The following is a 19,603-nucleotide window of genomic DNA, read 5'->3' on the forward strand; positions in this document are numbered from 1 at the left end:
GCGGCGGGAGAGGTGCCGGGGCGCCGCGCAGGAGGACAGCACCCCGTCGAACACGCCCCAGGACACCGTCCGAACCCTCATCCGACCTCGGCCAGGGCGGCGGGCAGGGCGTCGAACAGGTCCGAGGCCGAGACCGGGGCTCCGTCGCGGGCCAGCCGGGCGGCGAGGCCGTGCACGTAGGCGCCCGCCGCGGCCGCTTCGCGGGGTGCCAGGCCCGCGGCCATGAAGGAGCCGATCACGCCCGCCAGCACGTCGCCCGTACCGGCGGTGGCCAGCAGCGGGCTGCCGGTGGGGTTGGCGACCGCGGGGCGCCCCGGCTCCGCCACGACGGTGGTCGACCCCTTCAGCAGGACCGTGCACCCGTACTCGTCGGCGGCACGCGACGCGTACGACAGCCGGCCGCCCTCGACGTCGGTGCGCTCGGTGCCCGGCAGCAGCCGGGCCAGCTCGCCGGCGTGCGGTGTGAGCAGGGTGGGCGCGGAGCGCTCGCGCACGAGCTCCGGCTTCTTCGACACCAGGGTGACCGCGTCGGCGTCGAGCAGCACCGGCAGCTCCGTCTCCACGACGGCCTCCAGCTCGGCCCGCGCCATCGGGTGCAGGCCGCGACCGGGGCCCACGACCCAGGCCGCCACCCGGCGGGGCAGCGCGGCCAGGGGGTCCATCGGGTCCAGCACGGAGGCCACCGCCTCGGGCCAGCGGCTGAGCACCTCGCCGACGACACCCTCGGACCCGGCATAGCGCACCATGCCCACGCCGGCGCGCAACGCGCCGCCGACCGCCAGCACCGCGGCGCCCCGGTAGCGGTCCGAGCCCACCGCCATCGCCAGCACGCCGCGCCGGTACTTGTCGGACTCGCCCGTCGGCCGCGGCAGCAGCCGGGCGACGTCCCCGCTCTGCGGGCACTCCAGGCTCGGACCGGACAGCTCGGGACCGAGCCCGATGTCCACCAGCTCCACGACACCCGCGCGCTCGGCCCCGGGGTCGACGAACAGGCCGGGCTTGTGGGTGCCGAACGTGACCGTGACGTCGGCCCGCACGGTGGGGCCGGAGGCGGTGCCCGTGTCGGCGTCGATCCCGCTGGGCAGGTCGACGGCGACCGTCGGCGCCAGGGCCGCGCCCGCCAGCCCCGCGAGCGCAGCGTGGGGCTCGCGCAGGCCGCCGCTGCCGCCGATGCCCACCAAGCCGTCGACGAGGAGGTCGGCCGCCGCGATCTCCTCGGCCGCGGCGGAGTCGCCGATGCTCCGGCCGCCGCTGGGCGCCGCCACGGTGCGGCCGCCGACCGCCCGCAGCGCCGCCAGTCCCCCCTCGTGCACGCGCGAACCCGCGAGCACCGCGCGCACGGACGCGCCGCGGCGCGCCAGCAGGGCGCCTGCGTAGAGCGCGTCGCCGCCGTTGTCGCCGCTGCCGACCAGCAGCACCACCCGCGCGCCGTACGTGCGCGGTAGCATCCGCGAGCACGCGGCCGCAAGCCCGGCGGCGGCCCGCTGCATCAGCGCGCCCTCGGGCAGCCGCTCCATCAGCGCGCCCTCGGCCTTGCGCACCGCGGCGGCGGAGTGTGCGTTGCGCACGGGGCCTCCTCTTCGGTCGTCGCCCGGTCCCGCGCCCGGCTCGGCGCTACTGCGAGCATGCCGCAGCCCGCCCGATCCCGGAAACCCGGCCCGCCGCGAACAGCGACCGGCTCCACTGCGCAGACCGGGTGTCACATGTCGTCGATCGCGGTGAGATCGACGTCGATGTCGAAGGGCACCGCGAGCTTCAACCGGTCGCGATGGATACCCGAGGCGACGTAGGCGCCGGTGGCGGGGTCCAGCTCGTAGACGTAGACGACCGGGCGCCCGTCCTCGTTCTCGACCGCCAGTGGTGCTTGATCCCCGCCTGCGCGTACAGCTGCGGCTTGCGCTCCCGGTCGCGGACCTCCGACTCCTCTGTCGTCGCCCAGAGCAGCCATTCGTGTCACCCCGTCACGGTGCTTTCCGGCATACCGCCGCGCTCATCGCCTGCATCGGACAATACCCGGGCCGTGCACAGGGAATCGGCCGTGCCACGGAGCGTGTTCCGGTGCGGCTTCCGGGCGCCGGTCAGCCGATGATGCCGGCGACCTCTTCGGGGGCCGAGACGTGCGGGCAGTGGCCGGCGTCGACCTCCAGCGCCTTGATCCGCAGGCGCAGTTCGGCGGCGACGCGCATCCACTGCGGGCGCAGGGTGCGGTCGCGTACCGGGAGCAGGTAGGTGGACGCGACGCCGTCCGGGAGCGGGCGGGGCTCCTGCGCGTAGACGCGGGCCGGCTGGAACAGCCGGACGGTGTCCAGTCCCCAGCGCAGTGTCGCCAGGTCGCCGTCGTGGAAGAGGAAGTAGCCCGCCGTCACCGGATCCCCGGTGGGCGGGGCGGCCAGACCGCTCCACTCGCTGCTGAACATCTCCGCCGCCGACCCCTGGATCTCGCTGAGCAGGCTGCGCCGGCGGACGGTGTCCGGCACGAAGGCCGCCAGCCAGACCACCCGGCTCGCGCCCAGTCGGGCGGCCACCGCGGACGCCAGTGCGCCCGCGCCCGAGTGCACGACCACAACGGGCCCCGCGCCGGAACTCCCCACCACCGGTGCCTCCGAGCCCGCCGCCGCGGCCGCGACCTGCCTCGCGGCGATCTCCGCGTAGCCGTCGGCGTCGAGGTCGGATCCGCCCTCCAGCAGGTCGACGGCCACCGCCCGGTGCCCTCGCCGGGCCAGTGCCGCGGTGAGCCGGTCCCAACCCCGGGGGGACTGCGTGGTTCCGTGTACGAGGACGTAGTCCATGGCGCTTCCTTCGCGAGTCGCGGCCCCGGCGCCAGGAGGCCCCCGCAATCTCCCCGGCACCCCTCACCAGTAGGTCCGTCGCGACAAACCTATGATCATCGAGCCCGGGCGGGGAACCGTTCCGGCAATGGAAATCGTCCCGATTCGCGGAATTGGCGGCATTCGCCCGGCCGCCGAGGGCCCGGCGGCAGGCGCACTCTCCCCCGGGGCCGGTCGCGGACGTCCGGCCGCCGGGGCCCCGGCCGGACAGTGCGGCACGCCGTGTGGCATACGGTCTGGAGAAGCCCTCACCACCGCACCGGACGCCTCCGCACGCGCGGCGCCCGGGTGTCGGCAACCGGCCCATATGTGACGACTCGACCGGGACGCTGGTCCCGGACACGGACAGCAGCACGGGACTTGCCGCATGACCTCCACAGACGACCGCATCGCCACCGAAGGCGGGCCGCACCGGGACGGACTCTTCGAGCGCGTGACACATCTGCAGGACGCCATGCACCGGCTCGGTGCGGACGTCATCAGGTTGCAGACGCAGCTCACCGAGCTCGCCGCTGCGCCGGAGCCGCAGAAGGAGGACGGCGGGGCTCCGCCGTTCATCTTCAACATGTCCCGCGACGCCTACAAGGGCGAGCTGGCGACCCTCGTCACCTGGGTGAACGAGTTCCTCGTCCCGGTCTACGCGGGTTCGGGCGAGGACCTGCACGGCGACCGCGCCTCCGGTCGCGCGCCCTGGTGCCCGGCGTGGTGGGAGCACCACGAGGCGGTCGGGCGGCTGCACGCGCTGCGCCTGGCCTACGAGGAGCTGTGCGACACCCGGGTGTCGGGCCCCTCCGGTCCGGCCGTATGGCACCGCGACCACCTCGACCCGGTACTGGAGCGGCTGCGCTCGCCCCACGGCCCGTTCGCCGCGTGCTCGGCGACGACGGGCCACCGCGGGAGCACCCGCTCCGAGCCGGCCTGAGCCCGGCCCGCCGCCGGGGCGGGCGCGGGCCCGCGGCGCAGTCGGCACCGCACGGCCTCAGGTCTTGCGCAGCCGCACCCGGCGCACCGCGTGGTCGGCGCCCTTGTGCAGCACCAGGGTGGCCCGACCGCGCGTCGGCGCGATGTTCTCGACCAGGTTCACCTCGTTGATGCTGCGCCACACGCCCGTCGCGAACTCCACGGCCTGCTCCTCGTCCAGCTCGCTGGACATCGCGTGGAAGAAGGAGCGCGGGTCGGAGAAGGCGGTGCGCCGCAGCTCCAGGAAGCGGTCCAGGTACCAGGAGCGGATGTGCTCCGCCTTGGCGTCGACGTAGATCGAGAAGTCGAAGAAGTCGGCCACCGCGAGCCGCCCCGGCAGCGGCGGCTGCAGCACGTTGATGCCTTCGAGGATGAGGATGTCGGGCCGCTGCACCGTCTGCGTCTCGCCGGGGACCAGGTCGTAGGCGAGGTGGGAGTAGACCGGGATCTCCATCCGCGGCGCGCCGGCCTTCATCTCCGACACGAACCGCACCAGCGCGCGCCGGTCGTAGCTCTCCGGGAACCCCTTGCGGTTCATGATGCCCCGGTCCTGCAGGACCGCGTTGGGGTAGAGGAAGTTGTCGGTGCTGACCAGTTCCACGTTCGGGTGGTCGGGCCACTGCGCCAGCAGTGTGCGCAGCAGGCGGGCGGTGGTGGACTTGCCCACCGCCACGCTGCCGGCGACGCCTATGACGAACGGCATCGGCTGGTCGCCCTCGCCCAGGAACCCGCGCACCGCGGCGTGCCGCTGCCGGGTCGCGTTGACGTAGAGGTTGAGGAGCCGGGAGAGCGGCAGGTAGATGTCGCGCACGTCGTCAAGCGACGTGGGATCGGTGGTGCCCCGCAGCGCTTCGAGGTCGTCCTCGGTCAGCCGGAGCGGTGTCGTATCGCGCAGCGCCGCCCATGCCGGCCGGTCGAGTTCCACATACGGCGTTGAGAAGCCGTTCTTCGTCGAAGCCACGCCTGCCCACACTAGACGAGCCCTATCTGGCGGAAGCGCCCTCCCCCGGGACAGCGCCGGTGAGGGCCCGATGGTGGTGCGGGATGCCGTTTCCCCGCACCACCACCGGACGATCGCGCGGGGCCGCTGCGCCCCGCCGGTCCGGGGACCGCCGCCGCCCGTCCGGCGCAGTACTCGACCGGGGCCGGCGGTCGGGGGACCCACCGCGCCGGGCGCCGACGCCGTCCGGCGGCGCGGGCCGGTACCCCCCTTGCCGCCGTGCGCATGGCGGCCCCGTCGGACCGGCCGGGCGGACAGGACCCGATCGTGTGCCCTGAGCCCCGGTGCGGGCCTCGACGGACACGGGGGGATGCGAGGCGATTGGGTGATCTTTATCCGCCGCTTAACGTCGCCGTACCGGCACGCCGCGCGCACGGCGCGGCGCGAACCGCCGGCCGGCCTCGGACAGGCGCGGATAATTCTCCCGCTGTTCACCGGAGCGCCCGGCGACGGCGCAGCGGCGCCAGCGGCCCCTCTGACGTGCGCGGTCTTACCGCGGCCACCAAATGGTCTATACCCTTACCTGCGGAAACTCTTATTGGTATGGCGCCCGGGTGGTCGGCTGGAAGCCGTTCATCGCTTACGCTGGCCCTCATGTGCGGAATCGTTGGCTACGTCGGGCCGCAACCGGCGCTTGAGGTCGTCGTCGACGGCCTCAAAAGGTTGGAGTACCGCGGGTACGACTCCGCGGGAGTCGCCGTTCTGGCCGACGGCCGGATGGACACCGAGAAGCGCGCCGGCAAGCTCGCCAACCTCAAGGCGGCCCTGGCCGAAGCGCCGCGCTCGGCCGACGGCATCGGAATCGGGCACACACGCTGGGCCACCCACGGTGCCCCGAACGACGTCAACGCCCACCCCCACGTCGACAACGACAACCGGGTGGCGGTGATCCACAACGGCATCATCGAGAACTTCGCCTCGCTGCGCCTGGAGCTGGAGGAGCGCGGCTGCAAGTTCTCCTCCGAGACCGACACCGAGGTGGCCGCCCACCTGCTCGGTGAGGAGGTCAAGGAGCAGGGCGAGGACCTGGCCGCCGCCATGCGCGCGGTCTGCCGCCGCCTGGAGGGCGCCTTCACCCTGGTCGCGATGCACGCGGGCGACCCCGACCTGGTCGTGGCGGCCCGCCGCAACTCCCCGCTGGTGGTCGGGCGCGGCGACGGCGAGAACTTCCTCGCCAGCGACGTCGCCGCCTTCATCGCCCACACCCGCGACGCCGTCGAGCTGGGCCAGGACCAGGTGGTGGAGCTGCGCCGGGACTCGGTGGCGGTCACCGACTACGACGGCAACCCCGCCCCGGTGCGCGAGTACCACGTCGACTGGGACGCCTCGGCCGCCGAGAAGGGCGGCTACGACTACTTCATGCTCAAAGAGATCGTCGAGCAGCCGCAGGCGGTGGCCGACACCCTCCTGGGCCGCGTGGCCGTCGACGGGACGCTCACCCTCGACGAGATGCGGCTGGCCCCGTCCGAGCTCCGCGAGATCGAGAAGATCGTCATCATCGCCTGCGGGACCTCCTACCATGCCGGCCTGATCGCCAAGTACGCGATCGAGCACTGGTGCCGCGTCCCGTGCGAGGTCGAGGTCGCCAGCGAGTTCCGCTACCGCGACCCCATCCTCAACCGGCAGACCATGGTCATCGCCATCTCGCAGTCGGGCGAGAGCATGGACACGCTGATGGCGGTGCGCTACGCCCGCGAGCAGCGCGCCCGCGTGCTGGCGATCTGCAACGTCAACGGGTCGACGATCCCGCGCGAGTCCGACGGCGTGCTCTACACCCACGCCGGGCCGGAGGTGGGCGTCGCGGCCACCAAGACCTTCCTGACCCAGCTGGTGGCCTGCTACCTGATCGGGCTGTACCTGGCCCAGGTGCGCAACACCAAGTTCGGCGACGAGATCAACGCCGTCATCGGGCAGCTGGCCAACATGCCCGAGCAGGTGGAGAAGGTGCTGGGCACGGTCGGCCCGGTGCGCGAGCTCGCCCGCTCGCTGGCCGACTCGGGCACCGTGCTCTTCCTGGGCCGCCACGTGGGCTACCCCGTGGCGCTGGAGGGCGCGCTCAAGCTCAAGGAGCTGGCCTACATGCACGCCGAGGCCTTCGCGGCCGGCGAGCTCAAGCACGGTCCGATCGCGCTGATCGAGGACGGTCTTCCGGTGGTCGTCGTGGTGCCCTCGCGCGAGGGGCGCGGCGTGCTGCACGACAAGATCGTGTCCAACATCCAGGAGATCCGGGCCCGCGGCGCCCGCACCATCGTCATCGCCGAGGAGGGCGACGAGAGCGTGCGGCCCTTCGCCGACGAGCTGATCGAGATCCCCGCGGTGCCGACCCTGCTGCAGCCGATCGTCTCGTCGATCCCGATGCAGGTGTTCGCCTGCGAGCTGGCGCTGGCCAAGGGCAACGACGTCGACCAGCCGCGCAACCTCGCCAAGAGCGTCACCGTCGAGTAGGGCGCGGCCCTGTCGGCCGCCGCACACGCGGGCCCGCCCGCCGGTCCCGGAGCGCTCCGGGACCGGCGGGCCTTGCCGCGGCTCGCCTGCGGCCGTGCGGCATCCCGCTGCATCCCGCGGCCGGAGCGCCGGGACCGGCCGCTCCGCCGGGACCGGCCGCTGGGCGCCGTGCGGGCGTGATCGACGGGTCGCTGTACTCCTGCGCAGCGCCCCGGCAGCACTCCCGCCGCGTTCTCGCCGGCCGACAGGACGGCGCTGCGCGCCTTCCGAGGCGGTCCGGCGGCTGCTGCGCAGCCGCCGGACCGCCTGCACCGTCCCCCAGCGCAGCGGCCAGTGGGGCAGGCGCCGCCGGCGCCGTTCCTCGGGCGGCCACCCGCCGGCTTTCGACCGGCAGGCCTGCGAGCACCGCAACCCGGTCGAACGCTGTACCGGCCGGTTGGAGCACCACCGGGCGACCGCGACACGCTCCGACCCGCTCGCCCGCCACTACGGGGCGGGATCGGTGCCGGTCAGCGCCTTGTTCCGGCGGAACCGCGCATCGCCGAACACGACCTAAGGCGCCTTCACGCCGAAGACGTCGGCCATGTCGTCGAGGACCGCGTCGGCGCCGAGGACGCTGACCGAGGTGAGCCACACCTTGTCGGAGACCTCGTGCTTTTCGCCTTCGAGCTGGTCCCACAGCGGGTTGGAGGTGAACTTCTCGGACTTCTCCGCCGCCTCGCCGCTGCCGTCGTCCCACGTGGAGACCATGATGTGGTCGGCGTCGAGGTCGAGGATCTCCTCGGGGCTGAGGTTCGCGGCGATGCCGCCGTCCTCGGGCATCGGGGCGCCCTCGGGGCGGGGCAGGCCCACGTCCTTCTGGATGATGCCGGGGAAGGACTCCGGCCCGTACAGGCGCACGGTGGGTTCGCCGGCGAAGCGGGCGAGGGTCATGGTGGGCATCTCGCCGCCGTTCTCCGCGGCGACGGCCTCGCCCAGGCTCGCGGCCCGCTCCTCGTAGCCGGCGATCTGCTCCTCGGCCATGCCCCTCTTGCCCAGGGCCTCGCCCGCCAGCAGGTGGTTCTGCTTCCACGTCGCGCCGGTGGTCTCGGAGAACACCGTCGGCGCGATCTTGGACAGCTGGTCGTAGACGTCCTCGTGGCGGACCTTGGCCGACAGGATCAGATCGGGGTCCAGCTCGGCGATCTTGGCGAGGTCGGGGGCCTCCAGGGTCCCGACGACCTCGGCGTCGCCGGCGTAGGTCCGCCCCTTGTCGCCGAGGTAGTCCCGCAGCCCGCCGCCGTCGGAGTAGGCGGTGCGGCCGACGACCTCGGCCTCCAGGCCGATCGCGGAGTCGAGGTAGCTGGTGTCGAGCACCACGACGGTCTCGGGCTTCTGCTCGATCTCCGTCTCGCCCATGGCGTGCTCGACGGTGATGGGGAAGCCCCCGGGTCCGCCGTCGGAGCCTGGGGAGGCGTCGCCGCCACCGGTGTCCGATCCGCAGGCGGTCGCGAGAGCCAGCACTGCGGCTGCGGATCCGGTCGCGAGCATCCGCGCGGTCGTGCGCAGGCGTGCGGTGGGCGCCATCGGTCTCCCTTTGCAGTTCACGGTAGATTAGGTTCGTCTTGCCTAATGCAAGGCGTGTGTCGTGAAACTGGAAGTATGTGAGTTTTGCGGCGCTTTGTCCAGCGCGTGTTCGCAGGTCGGTCGGCGAAGGAGAGGGTTGGCGCGGTGAGAACGAGCCCGGTCGCCCCGCCGCGCGGCGCTTTCGACAGCGCGACGGCCGACGCCGGGGCCCGCGTGCGGCGCCGCCTGGCGGGCCTGGCGCTGCTGCTGGGTGTACTCGCGCTGTGCACGGTGCTCAGCGTCGCCGTGGGCGCGCGCGGCCTCGCCCCCGCTGAGGTCTGGCGCGGACTCGTGGCCCCCGACGGCGGCGAGGCGGGCGCGATCGTGCACGGGCTGCGCCTGCCCCGCACCCTGCTCGGCCTGGTCGTGGGAGCGTCGCTGGGCGTGGCCGGCGTCCTGATGCAGAGCCACACCCGCAACCCCATCGCCGACCCGAGTCTGCTGGGCGTGGCCTACGGCGCGGCGTGCGCCGTGGTGCTCAGCGTCTTCCTGCTCGGGCTCGGCGAGCTCTCCGCCTACGTCTGGTTCGCCATCGGGGGCGCGCTGGCCGCGAGCGTCGCGGTGTTCGCGATCGCCTCCGGCGGTGCACGCGGTCCCACGCCGATGACCCTGCTGCTGGCCGGCGCCGCCATGACCGCCCTTCTCAACGCGATCACCTCGGCCGTCGTACTGCTGGACGAGCGCAGCCTGGAGGTCTACCGGTTCTGGCGCGTGGGGTCGCTCAGCGGCCGGCCCGCGGAGGTCGTGTACCAGATCCTGCCGTTCACCGCCGCCGGCGCGGCGCTCGCGCTGGCCGGGATGCGGGGCATGAACGCCCTGGCGCTGGGCGACGACGTCGCCACCGCCCTGGGCCACCGGGTGCGGCTCATCCGCGCCTCCGGCGTCGCCGCCATCGCGCTGCTGTGCGGCGCGGCCGTCGCCGCCGCCGGACCGATCGGGTTCCTGGGCCTGATGGCGCCGCACGCCGCACGCGCCGTCACCGGGCCCGACCACCGGTGGATGGTGCCCTACGCGGCGCTGTGCGGCGCCGCGCTCATCCTCGCCGCCGACGTGGCGGGACGCGTCGTGCGCGGCTCCGGCGAGGTCGAGGTGGGCATCGTGCTCGCCGTGCTGGGCGGCCCCTTCTTCATCGCGCTGGTGCGCCGCAGGAGGCTGATCGAACTGTGAGCGCGCCCGCTCCCGCCCCCGAGTCCGCGCGCCGCCGCCCTGCCGGTGCCGGACTGGACCGCCCGGCGCTGCGCATCGGCGCCGCATCCTGGCCCTGGCGGCCCCGCGCGGCCCTGGTGTGCCTCGCCGTCGCCGTGCTGCTGGCCGCCGCCTTCCTGCGGGCCCTGGTGGCCTTCGACTCCAGCGACGTGGGCCTGTCCGAGGTCGCGGCGGTGCTGCTGGGCGGCGGCGACTTCGGCCAGCGCTTCATCGTCCTCGAACTGCGCATGCCGCGCGCGCTCACCGGCGCCCTCGTCGGCGCCGCGCTGGGGCTCTCCGGCGCCATCCTGCAGTCCCTCGCCCGCAACCCGCTGGCCAGCCCCGACACGCTGGGGATCGGCTGGGGCGCGGCGATCGGCGCGGTCACCGTGATCGTGTTCGGCGGCAGCGCCGGGGGGATCAGCGGCGCCGTCGGCCAGTTCGGGGTGCCCGCGGGGGCGATCGCCGGCGGGCTCGTTGCGGCGTTCGCGGTCTTCGGCCTGTCCTGGCGCGCCGGCGTGCACAGCAACCGGCTGCTCCTGGTCGGCATCGCGGTCTCGCTGACCTGCGCGAACCTCGTCTACTGGATCATCACCTGGACCGACCTGCAAAGCGCTGCCCGCGCCCAGACGTGGATCACCGGCAGCCTGCACGCCGCCGACTGGGACCGCGCCGGCGCCGCCGCGGTCGCCCTGGCGGTGATCATCCCGGTGGCGCTGGGGGCCAACCGCACGCTCGGCGCGCTGGGGCTCGGCGACGACGCCGCCCTCGGGCTGGGCGTGCGGGTCAGCGCCGCGCGGCTCGTGCTGCTGACGGTCTCCGCCCTGCTGGTGTGCGTGGCCACCTCGGCGGCGGGACCGATCAACTTCGTCGCGCTGGCCGCACCGCAGATCGCGATGCGGCTGTGCCGGTGCGCCCAGCCGCCGCCGTTCACCTCGATGCTGCTCGGCGGCGCGCTGACGCTGGTCGCCGACCAGCTGGCGGCCGGACTCTTCGCGCCCACCCAGCTCCCCGTCGGCGTGTTCACCGCCGTACTCGGCGCACCCTTCCTGATGTACCTGATCGTCGTCCGACACCGGGAGGCCCGGCTATGACCCCCGACGACCCCTCCCCCGCCGAGCCCGCGCGGCTGCGCGCGGAGCGGGTCACGCTGGCCTACGGCGACACCGTCGTCTCGCGCGGCCTCGACTTCGCGGTGCCCGACCACGCGGTGACCGCCGTCATCGGCCCCAACGGCTGCGGCAAGTCCACTCTGCTGCGGGCGCTGGGGCGGCTGCTGCGACCCGCGGCGGGCCGGGTCGTGCTGGACGGTCGCCCGATCCGCTCGGTGCCTCCGCGCGACGTCGCCCGCACCGTCGCGGTGCTCCCGCAGTCGCCGCAGGCCCCGCCGGGGCTGGCCGTCGCCGACCTGGTCGCGCGCGGGCGCCATCCGCACCAGAGCTGGTACCGGCAGTGGTCCTCCGGCGACCGCGAGGCGGTCGCGCACGCGCTGGAGCTCACCGGGATGCTGGACTGCGCCGACCGCACCCTGGAGCAGCTGTCGGGCGGCCAGCGCCAGCGCGCGTGGATCTCCATGGCCCTGGCCCAGGAGACCGATCTGCTGCTGCTGGACGAGCCCACCACCTTCCTCGACCTCGCCCACCAGATCGAGGTGCTGGACCTGGTGCGCGAGCTCAACGAGCGGCACGGGCGCACCGTGGTGATGGTGCTGCACGACCTGAACCTGGCCGCGCGCTACGCCCACCGGCTGGTCGCCATGTCCCGGGGCGCGGTCCGCGCCGAGGGCACGGCCGAGGAGGTGCTCACCCCCGAGCTGCTCGCCGAGGTGTTCGGCCTGCGGTGCGCCGTGGTTCCCGACCCCGTCTCCGGCACACCGCTGGTGGTCCCCGTCAGCGCCCACGACACCGCACCGGCTCACGGGGCCGCCGCCACGGGGGGCGGATCCGTCCGCGCGGGGCCCGCGGACGCGCCCGCCGGCTGATCGCCCGGTCCCCGGCCCGGAGCCGGCGTCGGCGCGGAGGCCGCGCCACGCGAGCAGGGCGCGCAGGCCGGAGGTCGAGGACTCCGACGCCCTGGTCCCCCAGGACCGGCCCGAGGAGCTCGTGCGCCTGCTGAGGGAGTTCGTCCCCGTGAGTGAGCGCGGCTGAGGGCGGCGCCGGCGCGGCGCTCAGGTGGAGGCACCCGGGGGCCGGGCGGCGACCGGCCCCGGAGATGCGGCTAGCTGATCTCCAGGTCCTCGCGCACCACTCCGGCCAGGCGCTCGGCGACCTCGTGGGCGTGCGCCTCCGCCGCCGCCTCGACCATGACGCGGACCATCGGCTCGGTGCCGCTGGGACGGATCAGCACGCGGCCGGTCTCGCCCAGCTCGGCCTCCGCCGCGGACACGGCCTCGGCCAAGGCCGCCGAGGACTTCGCACGGGCCTTGTCCACTCCGCGCACGTTGATCAGCACCTGCGGCAGCCGGGTCATCACCTTGGCCAGCTCGTCCAGCGCCAGGCCGCGGCGGCTCATCGCGCTCAGCAGGTGCAGCGCGGTCAGCAGGCCGTCGCCGGTGGTGGCGTGGTTGGTGATCACCACGTGGCCGGACTGCTCGCCGCCCAGCGAGTATCCGCCCTCGCGCATCGCCTCAAGCACGTAGCGGTCGCCCACGGGGGTCTCGACCACGGTGATCCCCGCCTCGCGCATGGCCAGCTTCAGTCCCAGGTTGGACATCACCGTGATGACCAGGGTGTCCTTCGCCAGGCGGCCGGCCTCGTGCAGCTCCAGCGCGAGAATGCCCATGATCTGGTCGCCGTCGACCACCGAGCCGTCGGCGGCCACGGCCAGGCAGCGGTCGGCGTCGCCGTCGTGGGCGATCCCGGCGTCGGCCCCGTGGCCGACCACGGCCGCGCGCAGGTCGTCCAGGTGGGTCGAGCCGCACTCGTGGTTGATGTTCAGCCCGTCGGGGTCGTCGTGCAGCGTGACGACGTCGGCGCCGGCGCGCCGCAGGGCCTCGGGCGAGACCGCGGAGGCGGCGCCTTTGGCGCAGTCGACCACGACCCGGAGTCCGTCCAGCCCGTGCGGGACGGTGCCCACAACGTGCCGGATGTAGCGCTCGGCGCTGTCGGCGGCGTCGGTGACCCGTCCCACACCCGGGCCGACGGCGCCCTCGGCGGGGTCCTTCAGGGCCGCCGCGATGTCGTCCTCGACGGCGTCGGGAAGCTTGTGCCCGCCGCGCCCGAAGAACTTGATGCCGTTGTCGGGCGCCGGGTTGTGGCTGGCCGAGAGCATCACGCCGAAGTCGGCGTCCATCTCGGCGGTGAGATAGGCGACAGCGGGCGTGGGCAGCACACCCAGCCGCACGACGTCCACACCGGCGCTCGCGAGTCCGGCGACGACCGCCGCCTCCAGGAACTCGCCCGAGGCCCGGGGGTCGCGGCCCACGACCGCTCTGGGGCGCTCCCCGACGAAGTGCGCACCGGGCAGTACCCGGGCGGCGGCGATGGACAGCTCCAGCGCCAGAGCAGCGGTGAGGTCGCGACCCGCGACCCCACGGACTCCGTCGGTACCGAACAGCCGAGTCACGAACCAATCGCCCCTTCGTCTGGGTAGTAGCGGACCGGGCCCATCCCACACGGCTCCGCGACCGCCGGGACGGCCGCGGCCCGCGCGCTGCGGAACGGGACGATAGCCCGGTCGGCCGATGTACCCGCACGCATGCGCCGAAGTGGGATGCACCGGCGAAAAACGTACGGCCCGCGCAGACCACCCGGAGCAGTCCGGGGGAAAGGCGGGCCGTGACCGGACGCGCCGACCGGAGCCGGCGGCATCGCGGCCGAGCGCTTAGCGCTTGGAGTACTGCGGAGCCTTGCGGGCCTTCTTCAGGCCGGCCTTCTTCCGCTCGACCTCGCGGTCGTCGCGGGTGAGGAAGCCGCCCTTCTTCAGGACCGGGCGGTTGTTCTCGGCGTCCAGCCCGGCGAGGGCGCGGGCGAGACCGTGGCGCAGCGCACCGGCCTGGCCGCTGGGGCCGCCGCCGTTGAGCCGGGCGAAGACGTCGTAGGCACCCTCGAAGCCAAGGGCGACCAGCGGCTCCTTGATGACCTGCTGGTGCACCTTGTCGGGGAAGTAGTCCTCCAGCGACTTGCCGTTGACCTTCCACTCGCCCGAGCCGGGCGTGATCCGGACGCGGGCGATCGCCTGCTTGCGCCGGCCCGTGCCGGCGCCCGGGCCGGAAGCGGTCGGGACGTACCCGGCGGCCGCGCCCTCGGGGGTCTCGCTGGTGTACTCAGCGGGGAAGTCCTCGGAATTCCCCTCGAAGTCCTGAGTTGCGACGTCTTCGATACCGGTCGGCTCGACCACGGTTCTCCTCGTACTTCCTTCAGTCTCGCGAACGCCTAGGCGGGCTGATCGATCTTCTTCAACTCGTAGGGCACCGGCTGCTGCGCCTGGTGCGGGTGCTCCGCTCCGGCGTAGACCTTGAGCTTCTTGGCCATCTGGCGGCCCAGGGAGCCCTTCGGCAGCATGCCCTTGACCGCCTTCTCGATGGCCCGCTCCGGGTGCTTCTCAAGGAGCTCGCTGTAGGGGACCGAGCGCAGGCCGCCGGGGTAGCCGGAGTGCCGGTAGGCGCGCTTCTGCTGCAGCTTGTTACCGGTCAGCGCCACCTTGCCGGCGTTCACGACGATCACGAAGTCGCCGGTGTCGATGTGCGGCGCGTAGTAGGTCTTGTGCTTGCCTCGGAGCAGAGTGGCGACGTGGCTGGCCAGCCGCCCGAGCACGACATCGCTGGCGTCGATGACGTGCCACTGACGCTGGACATCGCTGGGCTTAGGGCTGTATGTGCGCACGATCGTAAGCCTTCGTCTCAGTCGGCGGGGCCCATCCCCGCGGACGGAGATGGAGAACTCGTAATTGCTGGGCCGGGTGCCGCACCCTTGCGAGGGCGGCTCCGGCGAGTGGGTGCGGAGGATGCGTGGCCGGCACCCGCGAATGAGCATACGGGAGCCCACGGCAACTCAACGCACAACAACGGAATATACTATCGACCGGACGCACTGCTGGTCAAAGCGAGCGAAGATCATACACTGCCGAGTCATGCACGGACCCGCAGCGGCACGGCGACCAATGAATACTCCGCTTCCATTATGCCTTGCCCGGCGAGTGCTTTGTCCGCCCGCCCGCCAGCCCGCCCACCACCCCTGCAAGCTCCGCTGCGGACCACCGGGCGTCCGCGGCTCCCGCGCACCCCCTGCTCCACGTTCCGAAGCGGCGCACTCGGCGTCCGAGGGGTTATCCTCGGGCCCGCACCGTCGATCGCACCGGCCGAGCGCGAAGCGCCCCCAGCGCTGCTCCGCCGCGGCGGCCGCCCGGAACCGCCGGCAGGAACGGCGGCTGCGCCGAGAGCGCCGCGGCGGCGAGCCGCCGCCGACACCACCTGACGCCGGCCGCCCGACCGGGAGCGTGCGGCCGCGACCGCAGGCCCGGCCGGGCAGACACGAAGGCGACCGCCTGCCCTCCACCCCATCCGTCTCCCCCAGGACAGTCTTCGGAGTACCGCCATCACACCGCATTCAAACGAGCCGAACGACGGCCGCCCTGATCCGCGGCACGCAGCCACCCACCCGGACTCCGCTGATCACCCCGCCGCCGAAGGGCCGCAGCAGCCGTACCAGGGCGCGCCCGCGGACGGCGGAGACCTCCTCGGCGGGGTGCCCGACCCGGGCGGGCAGAGCCCGTTGGGACCGATGGCGCCGCCGGGCGGCGGCGTACCGCAGGCGCCCTCACCCCCGCAGGGACCGCAGCCGGGCCACCCCGGCGGCGCTCCGCAGCCCGGACCGTCGGGGCCGCAGGCACCCGCCGGCCAGCACCCCCACCAGCCCCAGCAGCCCTCCTACAGCCCGTCCGGCGGGCAGCAGCCCCTGTACCCCCAGCAGCCCGGCGGGGGCTCCGGGGGCCAGGTGCCGCCCGGCGCCGCGCACCAGCCGCAGCCGGGCGCGCCGGGCCAGCCTCCCCCCTCCGGACCCCAGCAGCCCCACCCGCACCAGCACCCCTCCGGCGGCCAGCAGCCCCACCCGGCCGGCGGGCCTGCGCCGCAGCACCCCGGGCACCCCCAGCCGCCCCCCGGCTTCCCCGGGTCCGGCCAGGCGCCGTCGTCCGGACCGCAGCAGCCGCATCCGCAGTCGGGGCCTTCGGGTGGCCAGGTGCCGCAGCAGCCGCACCCCGGCACGCCGGGCCAGGCTCCCGGACCCCAGCAGCCACACCCGCACCAGCAGCACCCCTCCGGCGGCCAGGTGCCGCCGGCGGCGCCGCAGCAGCCGCACCCCGGCGCGCCGGGCCAGCCTCCCCCCTCCGGCCCTCAGCAGCCCCACCCGGGCGTGCCCGGCCGGCCGACGGCCGGCGGCCCGGCCCCGCAGTACCCCGCGGGCGGCCAACAGCCGCCCGGGGCGCCGGGCCCGGGGCCCCAGCAGGCGTGGCAGCAGCAGCCCGGACAGCCCGGCCCCCAGGGCCATCAGCAGGCGCCGCAGGCGGGGCCGCAGCAGCCGGGCGGCGTGCCGCAGGGCGCGCCCGGCCAGCCGCAGCCGGGGCAGCCCCAGCCGCCGGGCGGCTACGGAGCGCCCGGCGGCATGCCTGCGCAGGACCCGCAGCAGCAGCGCCCCGGTCTTCCGGCCGCTCCGGCACCGGGTCCGCAGCAGCCCTACCAGCAGCAGCCTCACCAGCCGCCCCCCGGAGCCGGCGGACCCGGCGGGCAGTGGCCGCCCCCTCCGGGCGCCGGCAACCCCGGGCAGCCGCATCCCGGCCAGGCCCCGCCTGGTGCACCCGGCGGGCCGCAGCAGCCCCACCAGCCGCCGCCCGGCGCGCCGCAGCCCCCGTACAACCCCAACCAGCCCATCCAGGGCCGCGTCGTGGCTCCCGGCACCCCCACACCGGAAGGCGTCGAGGAGGAACCGCTGTTCCCGGCCGACGCCGGCGCGTCCACGCAGAACATGAACGCGGTGGCCGACGACGGTGCCACCCAGAACGTCAACCGGGTCGAGGACGACTTCGGCGGCCGCCCCATGTTCCGCGACGACTCCAGCGCGGGTCCGGGCGGGCACAGCACCGCCGAGATCGACCTGTCCGACATCGGCGACGACTACGACTACGGCGGCGGCGGACGCCGCAGCCTGCCCGGCGGCAACACGCTGCTCCTGGTGGCGGGCTTCGTGGCGATCCTGCTGCTGGGCGGCGGAGGCGCCTTCTTCATCGCGACCAGCGGGGCCGGCTCCGACGCCGACCTGGCCGCCGGCGAAGCCCCCGAGACCCCGACGGACCTGGAGACCGGCGACCTGTTCCCCGAGTCCGTGGACGTGGCGGGCGAGTCCTTCACGCTGAGCACCACCGACGACACCGACGAATGCCAGACCGCCGCCCACGGCGACTACGGCGAGGTGCTGACCGATAACAACTGCCAGCAGATCGTGCGGGCGACCTACGTCGGCGAGGACGGGGCGACCGCGGTCACCGTCGGCATCGCGGCGATGGGCAGCCCCGAGGAGGCCCAGGCGGCGGAGCAGGAGCAGGACCTCGGCTCCGCGCAGTGGTTCGCGGGCCTCAAGGGCGAGGAGGGCGGCGGCGCCGAGCGGATGGGCGTCGCCGGCGGCCACGGCTCGGGCGCCCGCTGGGGCCCTTACCTGGCCTTCTCCCTCGCGGCGGCCAGCGACGGCCGCGTCAACGAGAGCCGCGCGGACGAGATGGCCGAGGTCAGCGAGGGCTTCCTGGACGTCCCGCTGAACTCCCTGGGCGAGAACGTGTAGCCGCGGAGGCGGCGGCGCCGCACGGAGGACCGCCGCCTCCCGGGCCGACCTTCCCGGCCCGGCGCGAACCTCCGGCAGGCCCGCGGCGGCCGCCGGACCAGGGAGCCTTGTTGCGCGCACTCGGCCGACCGGCCTGTCCACAGCTCGCCCGAGAGGCCGCCGCGTCGCGTATCCGGCGGCGGCCGGCCGGGTGGCGCCCACCCGGCCGCCGTGCTCAGGCGGGGGGCGTGGCGGAGAGGGTGCGGACGCGGCGGGTGGCGGCGGCGCGGGCGGCCATCTCCCCGGGGGCCGGGTAGGCGACCTCCTCCAGGGTGAGGCCGTGCGGGGCGACCACGTGGACCGCGGAGTCGCGCACCCCGGCGCCGAGCACCCCCGCGGGCCAGTCCTCGCCGCGGCGGCCCTCGCCCACCGCCAGCATCGCGCCGACCAGAGCGCGCACCATGTTGTGGCAGAACGCGTCGGCCTGCACGGTGGCCGCGCACAGGTGCCGGTCCTCCCTGCGCCATTCCAGGCGCAGCAGCTCGCGGACCGTGGTGGCACCCTCGCGGCGGCGGCAGTAGGCGGCGAAGTCGTGCTCGCCCACCAGGCCCTCGGCCGCCCGGTTCATCGCGTCCACGTCGAGCGGGCGGCGGTTCCACAGCACCTCGCGCCGCCGCAGCGGGTCGACGCCTCCGGGCGCGTCGCTGACGCGGTAGACGTAGCGGCGGTACAGCGGCGAGAAGCGGGCGTCAAAGCCCTCAGGAGCGGCGCTGACGCCGCTCACGCGCACGTCGGGCGGCAGCACGCCCGCCAGGCGGCGCAGCAGCCGCTCGGGGCCCTCCGCGGCCCACAGGGCCTGGGGCACGTCCAGATGGGCCACCTGGCCGCGGGCGTGCACGCCCGCGTCGGTGCGCCCCGCGACGGTCAGCCGCGCGTGCTCCGGCTCCAGCCGCAGGACGCGGCTCAGCGCCGCCTGCAGCTCTCCCTGCACGGTGCGCCGGTCGGGCTGCTCGGCCCAGCCGGAGAAGCCGGTGCCGTCGTAGGCGATGTCCAGCCGCAGCCGGACCTCGGCGGTCTCACCCATGCGCGGACGCCACACCCTCCTGCGCGGCCGGCCGAGGCGCGCACAACGCACAGATGCCCGGTCCCGTCCTGCGGGAACCGGGCACCCGGTCGCGGCCTCCGGCAGTGCCTGCTGGTCGCTGCTACTCGGCCTGCTTCTTGTCCTCGGACGACTCGGCGGACTGCCCGGTGCCCTCGGCGGTCTCGGCCTCCTGGGCCGGGGCCTCCTGCTCGGCGGCCGCGGACTCGGCGGCCTCGGCCTTCTCGGCCTGGGCGGGCTCCGCCGGGGCCGCGGCCTGCGAGCTGCGGGTGGCGGGCGGCGTCGCCGGGCCGGCCTCGACCAGCTCGATCACGGCCATGGGAGCGTTGTCGCCCTTGCGCGGCCCGATCTTGGTGATACGGGTGTACCCGCCGTTGCGGTTCTCGTAGCGCGGGCCGATCTCGGTGAACAGCTCGTGCACGACGGCCTTGTCGGTGATCTTGGTCAGCACCTGCCGCCGAGCGTGCAGGTCCCCGCGCTTGCCCAGGGTGATGAGCTTCTCGGCGTAAGGGCGCAGCCGCTTGGCCTTGGTCTCGGTGGTCTTGATCCGGCCGTGCTGGAACAGCGAGGTCGCCAGGTTCGCCAGCATGTGCCGCTCATGTGCCGGGCCGGCCCCCAGGCGGGGCCCCTTGGTCGGCGTGGGCATGGTGTCGTTCTCCTAGTGGTGCGGTCCCCGCCGCGCCGCTGGGGCGCGGCGGGGACCATTGCGACGGCTTGGAAACACTGCGGC

At 74.5% G+C, this 19,603-nt stretch carries 16 protein-coding genes and 1 pseudogene; 6 read left to right on the plus strand and 11 right to left on the minus strand.

Going from position 1 to position 19,603, the window contains the following annotated elements:
- Window positions 1-77: 77 nt before the first annotated feature.
- From ABEA15_RS19360 to ABEA15_RS19370, 3 genes and pseudogenes are all read right to left on the minus strand, one after another.
- A complete protein-coding gene (locus tag ABEA15_RS19360) occupies window positions 78-1,568 on the minus strand; it encodes an NAD(P)H-hydrate dehydratase (RefSeq protein ID WP_344141850.1) in 1,491 nt (496 codons plus the stop codon).
- A gap of 131 nt (window positions 1,569-1,699) precedes the next feature.
- A pseudogene (locus ABEA15_RS19365) lies at window positions 1,700-1,923 on the minus strand (Uma2 family endonuclease); the annotation flags it as partial.
- 155 nt (window positions 1,924-2,078) lie between these two features.
- The gene (locus ABEA15_RS19370; RefSeq protein ID WP_344141853.1) at window positions 2,079-2,789 is read right to left on the minus strand and encodes an alpha/beta fold hydrolase; all 711 of its coding nucleotides are present in this window, start codon (window positions 2,787-2,789) and stop codon (window positions 2,079-2,081) included.
- Window positions 2,790-3,195: 406 nt separating this feature from the next.
- Here ABEA15_RS19370 and ABEA15_RS19375 point away from each other — a divergent pair, with 406 nt between their 5' ends.
- Entirely contained in the window at window positions 3,196-3,750 is a 555-nt protein-coding gene (locus ABEA15_RS19375) for a DUF4913 domain-containing protein (RefSeq protein WP_345558066.1), read from the plus strand.
- Between the two features lie 57 nt (window positions 3,751-3,807).
- On the opposite strand, the gene coaA is transcribed toward ABEA15_RS19375, so the two are convergent.
- Window positions 3,808-4,713: a type I pantothenate kinase gene (coaA, locus tag ABEA15_RS19380; protein WP_344142032.1), complete on the minus strand. Its 906-nt coding sequence runs from the start codon at window positions 4,711-4,713 to the stop codon at window positions 3,808-3,810.
- A 669-nt stretch (window positions 4,714-5,382) separates the two neighbouring features.
- Here coaA and glmS point away from each other — a divergent pair.
- A complete protein-coding gene (gene glmS / locus ABEA15_RS19385) occupies window positions 5,383-7,233 on the plus strand; it encodes a glutamine--fructose-6-phosphate transaminase (isomerizing) (protein ID WP_344141856.1) in 1,851 nt (616 codons plus the stop codon).
- A 552-nt stretch (window positions 7,234-7,785) separates the two neighbouring features.
- Here the strand turns inward: glmS and ABEA15_RS19390 are convergent.
- Entirely contained in the window at window positions 7,786-8,799 is a 1,014-nt protein-coding gene (locus ABEA15_RS19390) for an ABC transporter substrate-binding protein (RefSeq protein WP_345558068.1), read from the minus strand.
- A 144-nt stretch (window positions 8,800-8,943) separates the two neighbouring features.
- Here ABEA15_RS19390 and ABEA15_RS19395 point away from each other — a divergent pair, with 144 nt between their 5' ends.
- Genes ABEA15_RS19395 through ABEA15_RS19405 form a run of 3 tightly spaced genes read left to right on the plus strand, consistent with a single transcriptional unit; the run spans window position 8,944 to window position 12,004 of the window.
- Window positions 8,944-10,005, plus strand: coding sequence for a FecCD family ABC transporter permease (locus tag ABEA15_RS19395; protein ID WP_345558070.1), 1,062 nt, complete (start codon window positions 8,944-8,946; stop codon window positions 10,003-10,005).
- Window positions 10,002-11,117 carry a FecCD family ABC transporter permease gene (locus ABEA15_RS19400; protein WP_345558072.1) on the plus strand — a complete coding sequence of 372 codons (1,116 nt, stop codon included), beginning with the start codon at window positions 10,002-10,004 and terminating at the stop codon, window positions 11,115-11,117. Before ABEA15_RS19395 ends, ABEA15_RS19400 begins: the two co-directional genes overlap by 4 nt.
- Window positions 11,114-12,004 carry an ABC transporter ATP-binding protein gene (locus tag ABEA15_RS19405; RefSeq protein WP_345558074.1) on the plus strand — a complete coding sequence of 297 codons (891 nt, stop codon included), beginning with the start codon at window positions 11,114-11,116 and terminating at the stop codon, window positions 12,002-12,004. Before ABEA15_RS19400 ends, ABEA15_RS19405 begins: the two co-directional genes overlap by 4 nt.
- Before the next feature lie 236 nt (window positions 12,005-12,240).
- Here the strand turns inward: ABEA15_RS19405 and glmM are convergent, their stop codons facing one another.
- The 4 genes from glmM to ABEA15_RS19425 form a co-directional block, all read right to left on the minus strand.
- Window positions 12,241-13,587, minus strand: coding sequence for a phosphoglucosamine mutase (gene glmM, locus ABEA15_RS19410; protein WP_344141862.1), 1,347 nt, complete (start codon window positions 13,585-13,587; stop codon window positions 12,241-12,243).
- A gap of 258 nt (window positions 13,588-13,845) precedes the next feature.
- On the minus strand, window positions 13,846-14,361 hold the full coding sequence (gene rpsI, locus ABEA15_RS19415; RefSeq protein WP_344141864.1) for a 30S ribosomal protein S9: 516 nt from the start codon (window positions 14,359-14,361) through the stop codon (window positions 13,846-13,848).
- A 35-nt stretch (window positions 14,362-14,396) separates the two neighbouring features.
- The gene (gene rplM, locus ABEA15_RS19420; RefSeq protein WP_344141865.1) at window positions 14,397-14,846 is read right to left on the minus strand and encodes a 50S ribosomal protein L13; all 450 of its coding nucleotides are present in this window, start codon (window positions 14,844-14,846) and stop codon (window positions 14,397-14,399) included.
- A 933-nt stretch (window positions 14,847-15,779) separates the two neighbouring features.
- Window positions 15,780-16,712: a hypothetical protein gene (locus ABEA15_RS19425; RefSeq protein WP_345558077.1), complete on the minus strand. Its 933-nt coding sequence runs from the start codon at window positions 16,710-16,712 to the stop codon at window positions 15,780-15,782.
- Window positions 16,713-16,901: 189 nt separating this feature from the next.
- Between ABEA15_RS19425 and ABEA15_RS19430 the strand changes: the two genes are divergently transcribed.
- Entirely contained in the window at window positions 16,902-17,792 is an 891-nt protein-coding gene (locus tag ABEA15_RS19430; RefSeq protein WP_345558079.1) for a hypothetical protein, read from the plus strand.
- A gap of 214 nt (window positions 17,793-18,006) precedes the next feature.
- Here the strand turns inward: ABEA15_RS19430 and truA are convergent, their stop codons facing one another.
- On the minus strand, window positions 18,007-18,855 hold the full coding sequence (gene truA, locus ABEA15_RS19435) for a tRNA pseudouridine(38-40) synthase TruA (RefSeq protein ID WP_345558081.1): 849 nt from the start codon (window positions 18,853-18,855) through the stop codon (window positions 18,007-18,009).
- Between the two features lie 121 nt (window positions 18,856-18,976).
- A complete protein-coding gene (gene rplQ, locus ABEA15_RS19440) occupies window positions 18,977-19,519 on the minus strand; it encodes a 50S ribosomal protein L17 (protein ID WP_345558083.1) in 543 nt (180 codons plus the stop codon).
- Window positions 19,520-19,603: the final 84 nt, after the last annotated feature.

It is taken from the genome of Streptomonospora halophila (assembly GCF_039542725.1).
GTDB lineage: Bacteria > Actinomycetota > Actinomycetes > Streptosporangiales > Streptosporangiaceae > Streptomonospora > Streptomonospora halophila.